The organism is Tepidicella xavieri (genome assembly GCF_004363315.1).
In the GTDB taxonomy this organism is placed as follows: domain Bacteria; phylum Pseudomonadota; class Gammaproteobacteria; order Burkholderiales; family Burkholderiaceae_C; genus Tepidicella; species Tepidicella xavieri.
Genome location: NZ_SNYL01000008.1, coordinates 32,873 through 46,940, shown reverse-complemented (window position 1 = coordinate 46,940; position 14,068 = coordinate 32,873). Strand labels below are relative to the sequence as shown.

Here is a 14,068-nt window from a genome sequence, read left to right as displayed (position 1 = left end):
CGTGCACCAGGCCACGGCGTTAGCCGTAAAACCAACGGTACGGCACCATCACCAACGCTGGGAACAGCACCAACAGCAGCAACACCAGCAGCTGCGCCAGCAAAAACGGCCACACGCCGCGGACCACGTGTTGGATCTTCATGCGCCCAACACCGGCCACGACGTTGAGCACCGTACCCACCGGCGGGGTGACCAATCCAATGGAGCCCATCATCACGAACAGCACCCCAAAGTACACAGGGTCGATGCCCGCGGCTTGGACCACCGGCACCAGCACCGGCGCCAGGATCAAAATGGTGGGCGTCAAGTCCATGGCCATGCCCACCAGAAACAGCATGCCCAAAATGGCCAGCAACAGCAGCGTGGGCCGATCCATGAGCGGCTGCAGCCACTCGATCAACTGGCCGGGCAAGTTGGCCACGGTGATCAGCCAGGCCCCGACCGCCGCGGCCGCCACCAAAAACATGATGACCGCCGTGGTGCGCGCCGCCGCCGCGAACGTCTCCAGCAACTTGTGCCACGTCAGCTCGCGGTACACCAGCGTGGCCACCAACAAGGCGTACACCGCGGCCACCACGGCGGCCTCGGTGGGGGTGAACACGCCGGCTTTGAGCCCCACCAGAACGATGAACGGCAGCACCAACGCCCAGACCGCCTGACGCGCGGCGCGCACGACCTCGGCCATGCTGGCGCGCGCAGGCGGCGTCACGGCCTCACGCCGGGCCACCCACCACCAGACCAACGCGATGGCCACCCCCATCAATACCCCGGGCACGATGCCGGCCATAAACAAGCGCCCAATCGATACGTTGGCCGCGACGCCAAAAATCACAAACGGGATCGATGGCGGGATCACCGGCGCGATGATGCCGGCGCTGGCAATCAGGCCGCCGCTGCGCTCACGTGCGTGACCGGCCTTGACCATCATCGGCAGCAGCAACGCGGCCAGCGCGGCGGTGTCGGCCACCGCCGAGCCGGACAACGACGCCAACAGCACCGCCGCCACGATGGTCACAAACCCCAGCCCGCCGCGCACATGCCCCACCAACGCCAGGGCCAGGTCGATGATGCGGCGGCTCAGCCCCCCGGCGTTCATGATTTCGCCCGCCAGCATGAAAAACGGCACCGCCAGCAGTGGGAAGCTGTTGGCACCCTCCAGCACGTTTTGCGCCAGGATTTGCGGGTCGAACAGGCCCATGTGGGTCATCAACGCCACCCCCGCCAGCAGCAAGGCGTAGGCCACCGGAATACCCAGCGCGATGGCACCCAGCAAGGCGCCGACGAAGATCACGATGGTCATTGGGCGTCCCCCTGGCCGTGGCCCGGCGCCGTCGTTTGAGGGTGCCAGTCCGCCAGACTCAGCCGACCCGCCAGCAACCGCCACGCGTCCATCAGCAGCCACAGCCCCGACAGCACGGCGAACACGAGCCCCGCGGCGTACAGCCAGGCCACGGACCACCCTGTCACGGGCGCGGTGGTGTCCCAGTTGATGCGGGTCTGCGCCCAGCTACCCTGCAACAACAACCACGTCACCCACAGCATCAGCGCATGGCCCACCAACAGCACCACGCGCTGCAGCCAACGGGGCAGCCATGCGACCAGCAGGTCCACGCCCATGTGGGCGCGGTCACGCACCGCCAGCGCCGCCCCCACGAACACCAGCCACACGAACAACCAACGCGACAGCTCCTCCGACAGCGTCAGGCCGCTGTTGAACGCGTAGCGCAGCACCACGTTGGCAAACACCATCACCACCATCGCCGCCAAAGCCAGCACCATCAGGCCGTCCAACAGGCGGCACAGGCGATCCATCCATCGGTTGAGCATGTTGTGGGTCTCCTTGCCGACGTATTTTGTACTAACCAGTTAGTTTTTTTATGAGGGAAAACCCTAGTTCCACACGAGCAGCCCGGCTCAGACCTGCGCCGGCGGGTCTGCGCGCACGTAGCGCACCACCATCTCCACCACTTCGTCGCGGCGGCGGCGCACCGCCTCAGGGTCGGTGCTGTCGCGCTTGAAAATCAGGTCGAAGGTATGCCGGTTGGACACACTGAAAAACGCCAACGCCGAAATCGACGCGTGCAGGTCCAGGGGGTCAATCCCCGGGCGAAACACCCCTTGCGCGACTCCACGTTCGTACAGCGCGCGCACGGCCGTGATGGCCGACACGTTGAGCTCCTGGATCACGCGGCTGCGCGCCAGGTACTGCCCGCGGTGAATGTTTTCCGACATCACCAGGCGGATAAACGGCTCGTTGGAGCGGTGGTGGTCAAAGGTGTACGCCACCAGCCGCCGCAGCGCCTCTTCGGGCGGCAGGTCCTCCAGGTGCAGCGCCGCTTCTTGGGCACGCATGCGCCGGTAAGCCTCCTCCAGCACCGCCAGGTACAACCCTTCTTTGCTGCCAAAGTAGTAATAAATCATGCGCTTGGAGGTGTGGGTCGCGTCGGCGATGGCGTCGATGCGCGCCCCCGCCAGGCCTTTTTCGCCGAACTCGCGTGTGGCCACCTCCAAAATGTTGGCCATCGTGCGCTCGGGGTCGTTGATGCGGCCCGTTTTGCCGCTGCCGCGGGCGGTGGTTGCAGTGCGGGGGATAGCCATGGTGCGCCTACTATACGCCGCAGCGGCTGCCGTCCGTGACGGGCGGCTACACTGGCGGGCTGTGCGCCAGGCCTTGGCGTGACGCTGGTTGTGATCGATGTCCATGTCTGCCCCACCTGTGTTGTCCACCCCGTCGTTGCCGCGGCGCATGGCCTGCTGGCTGTACGAAGGGATGCTGCTGTTCGGCGTGGTCTTTATCGCCGGCTACCTGTTCGGCGCGCTGACCCAGCAACGCCATGCGCTGCAATACCGGCACGAGCTGCAAGCGTTTATGTTCGTGGTGCTGGGCCTGTACTTCACCTGGTTTTGGCACAAAGGCCAGACGCTGGCGATGCAGACGTGGCACATCCGCCTTGTCGCGGCCGACGGTGGGCCGGTTTCGCAAGGACGGGCGCTGCTGCGTTACGTGCTGGCGTGGGTGTGGTTCTGGCCACCGCTGGCGCTGCGCGCGTGGCTGGAGCTGCCGGTGGCCGAGGTGCTGGTGCTGCTGGGCGGCTGGGTGGCCGTGTGGGCGTTGCTGGCGCGTTTTCACCCCCAGCGGCAGTTCTGGCACGACGCGTTGGCGGGCACGCGCTTGGTCGACGCGCGGGCGCTGCGCCCCCAGGGGGGACGGGCATGAGCCGGCCCGCGTTTTCGCTGTGCGTGTACTGTGGCTCGCGCGACGGCGGTGACCCTGCGTGGGCGGCGCTGGCCGAGCACGTAGGCGCGTGGATCGGCCGTCATCGCGGACGGCTGGTGTACGGCGGCGGCAACGCTGGGCTGATGGGGCGCGTGGCCACCGCCACGCTGGCCGCCGGCGGGACCGTGGTGGGCGTGATCCCGCGCAGCCTGGTGGCGCGCGAGCTGGCCAAGCGCGATTGCACCGAGCTGCACGTGGTGGACACGATGCACCAGCGCAAACAGATGATGGCCGAGCGCGCCGACGCGTTCGTGGCCCTGCCCGGCGGGTTGGGCACGCTGGAGGAGCTGTTCGAGGTATGGACCTGGCGCCAGCTGGGCTACCACGACAAGCCCATCGGCATCCTCAACGCCGGCGGCTATTACGACGGCCTGCTGCGTTTTGTGCAGGCCAGCGCCGACGCCGGTTTCGTCAGCGCGTGGCAGCAAGGCCTGGTCGATGTCGATGCCGACCCGGATGCGCTGTTGCCCCGCTTGGTGCAGGCGGCGGGCTGCACGCCCCCGTCGCGCTTGGAAGCGATTTGAGCCGCCGCGTCCACGGCCACGCCGCGCGGTCACTCAAATCGCGGCGTCGTCCTCTTCGCCGGTGCGGATGCGGATCACCCGCTCGACCGGCGTGACAAAAATCTTGCCGTCGCCAATCTTGCCAGTGCGCGCGGCGCGCACGATGGCGTCGAGGCAGCGTTCGACATCGTCATCGCGCACGACGACGTCGATGCGCACCTTGGGCAAAAAGTCCACCACGTACTCCGCACCCCGGTACAGCTCCGTGTGGCCTTTTTGGCGCCCAAACCCTTTGACCTCGGTCACCGTCAAACCCGTCACACCCTGCTCGGCCAGGGCCTCACGCACTTCTTCGAGCTTGAACGGTTTGATGATGGCGGTGATCTGCTTCATGCGGTACGACTCCGGATGGTGTTGGGGGTATGCGGCGCAGGGCACCTGGCGCGAATGATACAGGCGGGTGGTCCACGAGGTCGTGCTCAACCCCGCCAGCGGTTGGTGTTGGGGTAGCGCCAGTCCTTGCCGAAACTGCGGTGCGTGACACGGATGCCCACCGGAGCCTGGCGGCGCTTGTATTCGTTGATGCGCAGCAGCCGCACCACCTGCTCCACCGCGGCGCGGTCGAAGCCCTCGGCCACGATCTCGTCGACGCTGCGGTCGTTTTCCATGTAGCGCTCGACGATGGCGTCCAGCACGTCGTACGGCGGCAGCGAATCCTGGTCGGTCTGCCCCGGGCGCAGCTCGGCGCTGGGGGGGCGGGTGATGATGCGCTCGGGAATCGGGTTGGCCCCGCGTGCAAACGGGTCGTGCGCGTTGCGCCAACGCGCCAAACGCCACACCCAGGTCTTGGCCACGTCTTTCAGCACGGCAAACCCACCGGCCATGTCACCGTACAGGGTGCAGTAGCCGGTGGCCATTTCGCTCTTGTTGCCGGTGGTCAGCACGATGCTGCCAAACTTGTTCGACAGCGCCATCAGCAGCGTGCCGCGGATGCGCGCTTGCAGGTTTTCTTCGGTGGTGTCGGGCGCGCGCCCTTGCAGCAGCGGCTGCAACGCGCCCAGGAAGGCGTCGAACATCGGCCCGATCGGGATTTCATCGTAGCGCACCCCCAGCCGCGCCGCCATGTCGCGCGCGTCCAGCCAGGAGATCTCGGCCGTGTAGGGCGAGGGCATCATCACCGCACGCACGCGCTCGGGCCCCAGCGCGTCCACCGCGATGGCCAGCACCAGCGCCGAATCGATGCCGCCCGACAGGCCAATGAGGGCGCCCGGAAAGCCGTTTTTCCCGACATAGTCGCGCACGCCCAGAACGAGCGCATCCCACAAATCGGCTTCCAGGCTTTGCTCGGCAGCCACGGGGCCGCGCAGGGTCAAGGCCGCATCAGGGGCCACGTCCACTTCCAGGGCAAACAGCGCCTCCTGGAAACTGGGCGCTCGGGCAGCCAGTTGGCCGTCAGCCTGCAAAGCAAAGCTGCGCCCTTCGAAAACGATTTCGTCCTGCCCGCCCACCAGATGCGCGTAAATCAAGGGCAACCCGGTGGACGCCGTGCGCCGCTGCATGGCGCATTCGCGTTCGTCACCCTTGCCCACGTGAAAAGGCGAGGCGTTGATGACGGCCAGCAGTTGGGCCCCAGCAGCCCGGGTTTCCTGGGCGGGGCCGTCGTGCCAGGCGTCTTCGCAGATGAGCAGGCCCACGCGCAACGGCGTGCCTGAGGGTGACGGCACTTCGAACACGCAAGGGGCGTGGCCGGGCACGAAATAGCGCCGCTCGTCGAACACCTGGTAGTTGGGCAACTCGCGTTTCGCATAAGCGGCCACCACACGACCCTCGCACAGCACGGTGGCCGCGTTGTAGCAAGGCGCTCGCCGCACGCTGCGCGACGCTTCGCCAGCCCCCTCCACCGCCGCCGGATGCCCCACCACGATGTGCAGGCCTTTGAGCCCTGCCGTCTCACGGGCCACCGTTTTGACGGCATCATCACAGGCGGCCACGAACGCCGGGCGCAGAAACAAATCCTCGGCGGCATAGCCGCAAATGGCGAGTTCCGGGGTCAGCAACAGCCCGGCCCCCTGGGCGTGGGCCTGATGGGCGGCTTCGATGATGCGGCCAGCGTTGCCGGCCAGATCACCAACGACGAAATTGAGCTGCGCGATGCAGAGCTTGAAAGACATGAATGCGACAGACGAAGGCGTGGCAGCCGATTATGTCACTCGGGTGATCCATGACCCTGGCGACATGGATGCCGCCGAATGGAACACCCTGCTGCGCCTGCACACCCAGGGCGTGCCTGGCGGCCCTTTCATGCGCCATGAGTATCTGCATGCCCTGCACGTCAGCGGCAGCGCCACCCCCGCCACCGGCTGGCACCCGCAATGGTTGACGCTGTGGCGCAGCGGCGTGCTGCACGCCGCTGCGCCCGTCTATGCCAAAGCCCACTCGTATGGCGAGTATGTGTTCGATTGGGCCTGGGCACAGGCCCATGAGGCCCACGGCTTGCCCTACTACCCCAAGGGCTTGGTGGCCGTGCCCTTCACCCCCGTGCCTGGGCCGCGGTTGCTGGCCCGCGCCACCGCGGCACGCGACGCGCTGCAAGCCGCCCTGCTGCAGCAGGCCGCGCAAGCACGCTGGTCATCGATGCACGTGCTGTTCCATGATGCCAGCGACCAGGCCATTCTCCAGCCGCCCGCCTGGCTGGCCCGCCAGACGGTGCAGTTTCACTGGCACAACACCTGCCGCAGCCCAGACGGCCCACGCCCCTACCGGGACTTCGACGAGCTGCTGAGCCAGATGACACAGGAAAAGCGCAAAAAAATCCGGCAGGAGCGCCGCAAGGTTCAGCAAGCCGGCATCCGCTTCGAGGCCCGTCGAGGCCGAGACATCACGGCCGCGGACTGGGACTTTTTTTACCGCTGCTACTGCCAGACCTACTGGGAACACGGCAACCCGCCCTATCTGAAGCCGGGGTTTTTCGAGGCCATGGCCGATAAGCTGGCCGACTGGTGGCTGCTGTTCATCGCGCGCGATCCCACCGGCCAACCGATCGCCTGCAGCCTGATTGCCCTCAGCGACGACTCGGCCCGCCCACGTGTGGCGTACGGCCGCTACTGGGGCGCATTGCAGCGGGTGGACAGCCTGCACTTCGAGGCCTGCTACTACCAGCCGCTGGAGTGGTGCATCGCGCATGGCGTGGAGCGCTTCGAAGGCGGGGCGCAAGGGGTGCACAAGATGGCGCGCGCCTTGTTGCCCGTGCGCACGCACAGCGCCCACTGGCTGGCTCATCCGGCATTTGCCCAGGCGGTCGAGCGCTTCCTGCAACGGGAAGCCGCCTCCCTCGATCAGCAGATGGCCCGTCTGCAACAACGAAGCCCCATGCGCGCCATCGTTCACAAGGGCGCGCCTGGGGCTTGAAGCCGTCACCGACGGCCAGGGGGAGGAACGACAGGCGTCAGGGCTGGGCCTTGGCCTTCTGGTAGTTGGCGATGCCGTCCAGAATTTCCTTGTGCGCAGCCTCGATGCCATCCCAGCCCAGGACCTTGACCCATTTGCCGGCATCGAGGTCCTTGTAGTGCTCGAAGAAGTGCTCGATCGCCTTCAGCGAGATGGGGTTGAGGTCCTGATAGGTCTTCCAGCCGGAGTACATGGGCAGAATCTTGGTCGTCGGCACGGCAAGCACTTTGCCATCCTGGCCGCTTTCGTCCTCCATGTTGAGGATGCCCAGCGCACGGCAAGGCACCACCACGCCGGGGGGCAAAGGCACGGGGGTGACCACCAGCACATCCACCGGGTCGCCATCCCCGGCAATCGTCTGGGGCACGTAGCCGTAGTTGGTGGGGTAATGCATGGCCGTGTTCATGAAACGGTCCACGAAGATGCAGCCCGATGCTTTGTCCACCTCGTACTTGATCGGATCCCCGTTCATGGAGATTTCGATGATGACGTTGAACGCTTCAGGCACCTTGCTGCCCGGGGTGACTTGGTCGAAAGACATGATGGGGAAGGTTATGGAGAAAGTTGAACAATCGGAGCGACGATTACGCCAGATTTTACCGTCGCGAGGCTGACAACCCCGACTTGGTGTACGCTCCTGTCATGATCGACAGAGTCATTCCCTTGATCGACCAGCGTCAGGCCAGCCAGGCCCGCGTGCGCCGCATGGCATCGGCGCCGCAGGGCTCGCCGACAGGCCGGTTGCTGGATGCGCTGGGTCGGCCACTGCGCGACCTGCGCATCAGCGTGACCGACCGCTGCAACTTCCGCTGCAGCTACTGCATGCCCAAGGAAGTGTTCGACAAGGATTACCGCTACCTGCCGCACAGCGCGCTGCTGACGTTTGAGGAAATCACCCGGCTGACCCGCGTGTTCATCGCCCATGGCGTGCGCAAGGTGCGACTCACCGGCGGCGAGCCGCTGCTGCGCAAAAATCTCGAAACCCTGATCGAGCAGTTGGCGGCCCTGCGCACCCTGGACGGCCAACCACTGGACCTGACGCTGACCACCAACGGCAGCTTGCTGACGCGCAAAGCGGCCTTGCTCAAAGCCGCCGGCCTGCAGCGCGTCACGGTCAGCCTCGATGGCCTGGACGATGCCGTCTTTCGACGCATGAACGACGTGGACTTCCCCGTGGCCGACGTGCTGCAAGGCATTGCTGCCGCGCAGGAGGCGGGGCTCGGCCCAATCAAGGTGAACATGGTGGTCAAACGCGGCACCAACGACGACCAAATCCTGCCCATGGCGCGTCATTTCCAGGGCAGCGGCATCGTGGTGCGCTTCATCGAGTACATGGATGTGGGCGCGACCAACGGCTGGCGCATGGACGAAGTCTTGCCCAGCGCCGAGGTGGTGCGCCGCATTGCCGCCGAGATGCCGCTGGTGCCCTTGGAGCCCGCCGCCCCGGGCGAGACGGCCGAACGCTGGGGCTATGCCGGCCCCGACGGACGCCACGATCCGCAGCTGGGTGAAATCGGCGTCATCAGCAGCGTGACGCAGGCTTTTTGCCGCGATTGCAACCGGGCCCGCCTGTCCACCGAGGGCAAGGTCTATCTCTGCCTGTTTGCCCATGAAGGGCACGACTTGCGCGAGTTGCTGCGCAGCGGTGCCAGCGACGATGCGCTCGCCAGCGCCATCGCCACCATCTGGCAAGGCCGCCAGGACCGGTATTCCGAACTGCGCGCCAGCTTGCCGCCCGAGACCGCCACCGGCAAACGCCGCGTCGAAATGAGCTATATCGGGGGGTAAGCGACGTGCATGTGATGGCCGGCAGCGTCACGGGGCTGGTGCTCGCAGGTGGGCAGGGCTCCCGCATGGGGGGGGTGGACAAAGGGCTGCAACCGTTTCGCGGCCTGCCATTGGCGGCCCATGCCTTGCAGCGCCTCTACACCCAGGCTGGCTCGCGGCTGGACGGCTGCGCCATCAATGCCAACCGCCATCTGGCGGCCTACGAGGCCATGGGCGTGCCGGTCTGGACGGATGTGGTCAGCGATCACCCCGGCCCGCTGGCCGGCTTTCTGACCGGACTGCGGCTGTGCCCGACCCCTTACCTGCTCACCGTGCCGTGCGACGCCCCGCTCTATCCGCTGGATTTGCTGGAACGGCTGGCCACGGCGCTGGAGGCGCAACAAGCCGACCTGGCACTCGCCGCGGGCCCGGATCTCGAAGCCGACCCGACCGGGCAAACCCACCGTCCGCAGCCCGTCTTCTGCCTGATGTCCGTCGGCTTGCACGACAGCCTGACCCAGTATCTCGAAGCCGGTGAGCGCAAAATCACCACCTGGATGGCACGGCACCGGGTGGCGCTGGTGCCGTTCGACCACCCCCAGGACGACCCCCGAGCCTTTGCCAACGCCAACACACTGGCCGAACTCCGGGCCCTCGAACGCGACGCATGAAAAGTTTGGACCAGATCGCCGCTGCCCTGCAGGGCTACGACCCTCAAGCCTTGAGCGTGCAGGCCGTTAATGCCTTTCTTCGGGAAATGGTCGAGCCCGTGCGCGATACGGAAACCGTGGGCGTGTTTGCCGCCCTGGACCGGGTGCTGGCCGAAGACCTCATCTCCCCCATCGACGTGCCGCCTCACGACAACTCGGCCATGGACGGCTATGCCCTGTCGGGCCATGACCTGGCGACCGATGGCCCCACCCACTGCCGCGTGGTGGGCACGGTGCATGCGGGCCAGACGTGGAACGGCGCCGTCGGCCCCGGGGAGTGCATCAAGATCATGACCGGCGCCGTGATGCCCCCTGGGCTGGACACCGTGGTGCCGGTGGAATTCATCGAAACGGCGGGTGAGACGGTACGCATCCCCCCGGGCGTGGTCCGTCCCGGCGACAACCGGCGGCTGCGTGGCGAGGACTTGACGCGCGGGCGGGCTGCGCTGCAACGAGGCGACCGCCTGGGACCGGCGGCCCTGGGGCTGGTGGCCAGCCTGGGCGTGGCGCAGGTGCGGGTGTTTCGCCGGCTCCAAGTGGCCTACTTTTCCACCGGCGACGAAATCCTCAGCCTGGGGGAACCGCTGCGCCAGGGAGCCGTGTACGACAGCAACCGCTACACGGTTTTCGGGCTGTTGTCGCGGCTGGGCGTCGAGGTGCTGGACCTGGGCGTGGTCAAGGACGACCCAGCCAGCCTGGAGGCGGCCTTTCGCCAGGCGGCCCGTCAGGCCGATGCGGTGATCACCAGTGGTGGGGTCAGCATGGGGGAAGCCGACCACACCAAAGCGATGATGAAACGCCTGGGCGAAGTGGCCTTCTGGCGCATTGCCATGCGGCCCGGCCGCCCGATGGCCGTGGGCCGTTTGCGCGACCACGACCGCCAGGCCGTCCTGTTCGGCCTGCCCGGCAACCCAGTGGCCGTGATGGTGACGTTTCTGGCTTTCGTGCGTCCGGCCCTGCAACGCATGATGGGACTGCGCGGTCCGCAGCCGCCCCTGCTGCGGGCGCACAGCCTGGAGCCGATCCGCAAAAAGCCCGGCCGCACCGAATACCAGCGCGGCATCGTCTCGACCGACGCCGAAGGCCGTCTGGTGGTGCGGACCACGGGCCATCAAGGCTCGGGCGTGCTGCGCTCGATGGTCGAAGCCAACGGGTTGATCGTGCTGCATCACGCCCAAGGCAACGTGGCCCCGGGCGACGAGGTGGACGTGATGATGTTCGACGGGGTCGTCTGACCCCGCCGCCGCTCGTTCTCTGGCCCGCTCACTTTGCGGGCATCGCCCCCGGTACGGTGTCCTCGACCGGCGCCTTGATCGCCCCGGGAATCTGCTTGCGCGCGAACAGGGTGTACATCGTGGGTACCACGAAGATGGTCAGCAGCGTGCCCACGGTCATGCCACCGACGATGACCCAGCCGATCTGCTGCCGGCTTTCGGCCCCCGCCCCGGTGGCCAGCGCCAGGGGCACGGCGCCCAGCACCATCGCCCCGGTGGTCATCAGGATGGGACGCAGGCGCAGTTCGGCGGCCCGCTTGACCGCATCGAGCATCTCCATGCCCTGCTGACGCAATTGATTGGCAAACTCAACGATCAGAATGCCGTGTTTCGTGATCAGGCCCACGAGGGTGATGAGACCGATCTGGCTGAACACGTTGAGCGTACCCCCGGTCAGGCGCAAGGCCAGCAACGCCCCCAGCATGGACAGCGGCACGCTGAGCATGATGATGAAGGGGTCGATGAAGCTTTCGAACTGCGCGGCCAGCACCAGATAGATGAACACCAGCGCCAGCACGAACACCAGCGCCAGCGAGCCGGAAGCGTTGCGGAATTCGCGGCTTTGCCCGTTGAGGTCGGTGGTGTAGCCGGGCGGCAGAATCTCACGGGCGATGCCGTCCATGATCGCCAGCGCCTCGCCCAGGGCGAGTTCAGGCGTCAGGTTGGCCGTGATGGAGGCGCTGCGCCGCTGCGCGAAGTGATTGAGCTCCCGCGGCACCACCACCTCGCGAATGGTGACGAGCGAGGCCAGCGGGATCATCTGGTCGTTACGCCCGCGCACGAAGATGCGCTCGATGTCGTCGGGCGTGCTGCGTTGGGTGGATTCGGTCTGCACGATCACGTCGTACTGCTCGCCGCCGCGCTTGTAGCGGGTGACGATGCGCCCGCCCAGCATGGTTTCGACGGTGCGCGCGATCGCATCGACGCTGACCCCCATGTCGGCAGCCCGCTCCCGATCCACCTCCATGCGGATTTCAGGTTTGTTCAGGCGCAAATCGGTGTCCACCTGCACAAAGCCGGGAATCTGCGCCAGCCGGTCTTGAAACTGGCGCACCACCTGGGCCAGATTTTCATAACTGTCGCTGGTCACGATGACGTAGTTGACCGGCCGCTCGCGAAAGCCCTGGCCCAGGGAAGGCGGTGTGATGGCAAAAGCGCTGACCCCGGGCAGGCTGGCGATGCGTGGCCCCATCTCGCGGGCCATCTCCAGCGTGGTTCTGTCGCGCTCCTCCCAGGGCGTGGCGCGGAAGAACACCGTTCCCTGCGCCACCGAGGGGTTGCCCACGATGGAGAAGATGCGGTCGAATTCGGGATAGTCCTGGCCGATGCGCTCGATGGCCTGGGCATAGCGCCGCGTGTAATCGAGCGTGGCGCCATCAGGGCCGTTGATCACGGTCAGGATCACGCCGCGGTCCTCCAGCGGGGCGAGTTCCTGCTTGGTGGTCTGCAGCAGCCACCAACTGGCCCCGGCGCTGCCCAGCATGACGAGCACCACCACCCAGCGGGCCTGCAGCGCCAGCGACAAGGCCGCGTGGTAGCCTCGCGTCAGGGCCTTGAGCGCGGCCTCCATGCCGCGGTCGAAGCGGTTGGGCTTGGGGTTGTGCTTGAGCAGCTTGGAGCACATCATGGGCGACAGCGTCAGCGCCACGAAGCCCGAGACGAGCACCGCGCCAGCCAGGGCCAGCGCAAACTCGGCAAACAATCGCCCTGTTCGCCCCGGCGTGAACGCCAGCGGGGCATACACCGCTGCCAGCGTCAGCGTCATCGCCACCACGGCAAAGGCAATTTCCTTGGAGCCTTTGATCGCCGCCGCGAACGGCTCCAGACCAGATTCGATGTGCCGGTGGACGTTTTCCAGCACCACGATCGCATCGTCCACCACCAAACCGATGGCCAGCACCAGCGCCAGCAAGGTCAGCGTGTTGATGGAAAAGCCAAACAGCGCCATCAGCGCAAAGGCGCCGATGAGGCTGACCGGAATGGTCACCAGCGGGATGATGGAGGCCCGCACGGTGCGCAGAAACACGAAGATCACCAGCGTCACCAGCACCACGGCTTCGGCAATCGTCATGTACACCGCCTTGATGGAGCGGTCGATGAACACCGAGTTGTCGTTGGCAATGTCCACATTGACGCCGGGGGGCAGATCCTCGCGGACCTTGTCCAGCAGCCCACGGACCGAAGCCGAGAGATCCAGCGGATTGGCCGTGGCCTGGCGAATCACGCCCAGGGAGACGGTTTCGCGACCGTTGAGCCGCACCGAGGTGCGCTCATCTTGCGGCCCCTGCACCACGCGGGCCACGTTGCCGATGCGCACCGGCATGCCGTTGACATTGCGGATGGTGACAGCGCGGAACTCCTCGACCGTTTGCAAATCGGTGGCGGCGGTGACGTTGAACTCGCGCTGCTGGCTTTCGATGCGCCCGGCAGGCACTTCCAGATTGGAGCGTCGCAGGGCATCCTCCACATCCTGCACGGTCAGGCGATAGGCCGCCAGTCGGTCCGGGTCGAGCCACAGCCGCATGGAATAACGGCGCTCGCCGAACACCCGCACGTCGGCGGCGCCGGTGGCGGTCTGCAACACCGGCTTGACGATGCGGTTGGCCAGATCGGAGAGTTGCAGGGAGTCGTAGGTATCAGAGCTCAAGGCCAGCCAGATCACCGGAAACGCATCGGCCTCCACCTTGGCCACGACCGGCTCATCGATGGTCTGCGGCAGGCGGCCGCGCACGCGGGCCACTTTGTCGCGCACCTCGGCCGCGGCGGCATCGGGGTCGCGTTCCAGGCGGAAGCGCACCGTGATCTGGCTCTGCTCCTGTCGGCTGATGGAGGTGATGACATCCACGCCCTCGATGCCGGCCAGGGAATCCTCCAGCGGCTTGGTGACCTGGGTTTCGACCACCTCGCTGGACGCCCCCGCAAAACGGGTGGTCACGGTGACATTGGGCTCGTCGATCTTGGGGTACTCGCGCACCGTCAGGTTGTTGAACGACACCCAGCCCACCAGCAAAATGAGCAAAGACAGCACCGTGGCGAAGACGGGGCGCCGAACAGATATTTCAGGCAGTTGCATGGCGGCGACCTTTCAAC

General features: G+C 66.4%; 13 protein-coding genes. 6 read left to right on the top strand and 7 right to left on the bottom strand.

Features of this window, described 5'->3' with window-relative positions:
- Nucleotides 1–19: 19 nt before the first annotated feature.
- From DFR43_RS07990 to DFR43_RS07980, 3 genes are all read right to left on the bottom strand, one after another.
- Nucleotides 20–1,300 (bottom strand): TRAP transporter large permease subunit, encoded by a 1,281-nt coding sequence (locus tag DFR43_RS07990; protein ID WP_133597442.1) that lies wholly within the window; start codon nt 1,298–1,300, stop codon nt 20–22.
- Nucleotides 1,297–1,827: a TRAP transporter small permease gene (locus DFR43_RS07985; protein ID WP_211338626.1), complete on the bottom strand. Its 531-nt coding sequence runs from the start codon at nt 1,825–1,827 to the stop codon at nt 1,297–1,299. Before DFR43_RS07985 ends, DFR43_RS07990 begins: the two co-directional genes overlap by 4 nt.
- 87 nt (nt 1,828–1,914) lie before the next feature.
- Complete coding sequence (locus DFR43_RS07980) at nt 1,915–2,598, bottom strand: TetR/AcrR family transcriptional regulator (RefSeq protein ID WP_170178063.1); 684 nt, start codon at nt 2,596–2,598, stop codon at nt 1,915–1,917.
- 103 nt (nt 2,599–2,701) lie between these two features.
- On the opposite strand from DFR43_RS07980, the gene DFR43_RS07975 reads away from it, so the two are divergent.
- On the top strand, nt 2,702–3,217 hold the full coding sequence (locus DFR43_RS07975; protein WP_243646414.1) for an RDD family protein: 516 nt from the start codon (nt 2,702–2,704) through the stop codon (nt 3,215–3,217).
- Nucleotides 3,214–3,801, top strand: a complete 588-nt coding sequence (locus DFR43_RS07970; RefSeq protein ID WP_132961449.1) for an LOG family protein — start codon at nt 3,214–3,216, stop codon at nt 3,799–3,801. Before DFR43_RS07975 ends, DFR43_RS07970 begins: the two co-directional genes overlap by 4 nt.
- A 33-nt stretch (nt 3,802–3,834) precedes the next feature.
- Here the strand turns inward: DFR43_RS07970 and DFR43_RS07965 are convergent, their stop codons facing one another.
- Both DFR43_RS07965 and DFR43_RS07960 read right to left on the bottom strand, forming a co-directional pair.
- Nucleotides 3,835–4,173, bottom strand: a complete 339-nt coding sequence (locus DFR43_RS07965; protein ID WP_132961448.1) for a P-II family nitrogen regulator — start codon at nt 4,171–4,173, stop codon at nt 3,835–3,837.
- A gap of 86 nt (nt 4,174–4,259) precedes the next feature.
- Nucleotides 4,260–5,951: an NAD+ synthase gene (locus DFR43_RS07960; RefSeq protein WP_133597440.1), complete on the bottom strand. Its 1,692-nt coding sequence runs from the start codon at nt 5,949–5,951 to the stop codon at nt 4,260–4,262.
- Here DFR43_RS07960 and DFR43_RS07955 point away from each other — a divergent pair.
- Nucleotides 5,950–7,188 carry a GNAT family N-acetyltransferase gene (locus DFR43_RS07955; RefSeq protein WP_211338625.1) on the top strand — a complete coding sequence of 413 codons (1,239 nt, stop codon included), beginning with the start codon at nt 5,950–5,952 and terminating at the stop codon, nt 7,186–7,188. The two genes, DFR43_RS07960 and DFR43_RS07955, sit on opposite strands and share 2 nt — an antisense overlap.
- A 37-nt stretch (nt 7,189–7,225) precedes the next feature.
- Here the strand turns inward: DFR43_RS07955 and ppa are convergent, their stop codons facing one another.
- Nucleotides 7,226–7,768 carry an inorganic diphosphatase gene (gene ppa / locus DFR43_RS07950; RefSeq protein ID WP_133597438.1) on the bottom strand — a complete coding sequence of 181 codons (543 nt, stop codon included), beginning with the start codon at nt 7,766–7,768 and terminating at the stop codon, nt 7,226–7,228.
- A gap of 101 nt (nt 7,769–7,869) precedes the next feature.
- On the opposite strand from ppa, the gene moaA reads away from it, so the two are divergent.
- Genes moaA through moeA form a run of 3 tightly spaced genes read left to right on the top strand, consistent with a single transcriptional unit; the run spans nt 7,870 to nt 10,939 of the window.
- Nucleotides 7,870–9,015: a GTP 3',8-cyclase MoaA gene (gene moaA / locus DFR43_RS07945; protein WP_133597436.1), complete on the top strand. Its 1,146-nt coding sequence runs from the start codon at nt 7,870–7,872 to the stop codon at nt 9,013–9,015.
- Nucleotides 9,016–9,029: 14 nt separating this feature from the next.
- Entirely contained in the window at nt 9,030–9,665 is a 636-nt protein-coding gene (mobA, locus tag DFR43_RS07940; RefSeq protein ID WP_133597619.1) for a molybdenum cofactor guanylyltransferase MobA, read from the top strand.
- Nucleotides 9,662–10,939 carry a molybdopterin molybdotransferase MoeA gene (gene moeA, locus DFR43_RS07935; RefSeq protein WP_133597434.1) on the top strand — a complete coding sequence of 426 codons (1,278 nt, stop codon included), beginning with the start codon at nt 9,662–9,664 and terminating at the stop codon, nt 10,937–10,939. Before mobA ends, moeA begins: the two co-directional genes overlap by 4 nt.
- A 28-nt stretch (nt 10,940–10,967) precedes the next feature.
- On the opposite strand, the gene DFR43_RS07930 is transcribed toward moeA, so the two are convergent.
- The gene (locus DFR43_RS07930; protein WP_133597432.1) at nt 10,968–14,051 is read right to left on the bottom strand and encodes an efflux RND transporter permease subunit; all 3,084 of its coding nucleotides are present in this window, start codon (nt 14,049–14,051) and stop codon (nt 10,968–10,970) included.
- Nucleotides 14,052–14,068: the final 17 nt, after the last annotated feature.

What these genes read in the sequence shown, in the direction of transcription:
- DFR43_RS07990 (WP_133597442.1), bottom strand. Translation starts at nt 1,300, where the DNA reads ATGACCATCGTGATCTTCGTCGGCGCCTTGCTGGGTGCCATCGCGCTG.
- DFR43_RS07985 (WP_211338626.1), bottom strand. Translation starts at nt 1,827, where the DNA reads ATGCTCAACCGATGGATGGATCGCCTGTGCCGCCTGTTGGACGGCCTG.
- DFR43_RS07980 (WP_170178063.1), bottom strand. Translation starts at nt 2,598, where the DNA reads ATGGCTATCCCCCGCACTGCAACCACCGCCCGCGGCAGCGGCAAAACG.
- DFR43_RS07975 (WP_243646414.1), top strand. Translation starts at nt 2,702, where the DNA reads ATGTCTGCCCCACCTGTGTTGTCCACCCCGTCGTTGCCGCGGCGCATG.
- DFR43_RS07970 (WP_132961449.1), top strand. Translation starts at nt 3,214, where the DNA reads ATGAGCCGGCCCGCGTTTTCGCTGTGCGTGTACTGTGGCTCGCGCGAC.
- DFR43_RS07965 (WP_132961448.1), bottom strand. Translation starts at nt 4,173, where the DNA reads ATGAAGCAGATCACCGCCATCATCAAACCGTTCAAGCTCGAAGAAGTG.
- DFR43_RS07955 (WP_211338625.1), top strand. Translation starts at nt 5,950, where the DNA reads ATGAATGCGACAGACGAAGGCGTGGCAGCCGATTATGTCACTCGGGTG.
- DFR43_RS07960 (WP_133597440.1), bottom strand. Translation starts at nt 5,951, where the DNA reads ATGTCTTTCAAGCTCTGCATCGCGCAGCTCAATTTCGTCGTTGGTGAT.
- ppa (WP_133597438.1), bottom strand. Translation starts at nt 7,768, where the DNA reads ATGTCTTTCGACCAAGTCACCCCGGGCAGCAAGGTGCCTGAAGCGTTC.
- moaA (WP_133597436.1), top strand. Translation starts at nt 7,870, where the DNA reads ATGATCGACAGAGTCATTCCCTTGATCGACCAGCGTCAGGCCAGCCAG.
- mobA (WP_133597619.1), top strand. Translation starts at nt 9,030, where the DNA reads ATGGCCGGCAGCGTCACGGGGCTGGTGCTCGCAGGTGGGCAGGGCTCC.
- moeA (WP_133597434.1), top strand. Translation starts at nt 9,662, where the DNA reads ATGAAAAGTTTGGACCAGATCGCCGCTGCCCTGCAGGGCTACGACCCT.
- DFR43_RS07930 (WP_133597432.1), bottom strand. Translation starts at nt 14,051, where the DNA reads ATGCAACTGCCTGAAATATCTGTTCGGCGCCCCGTCTTCGCCACGGTG.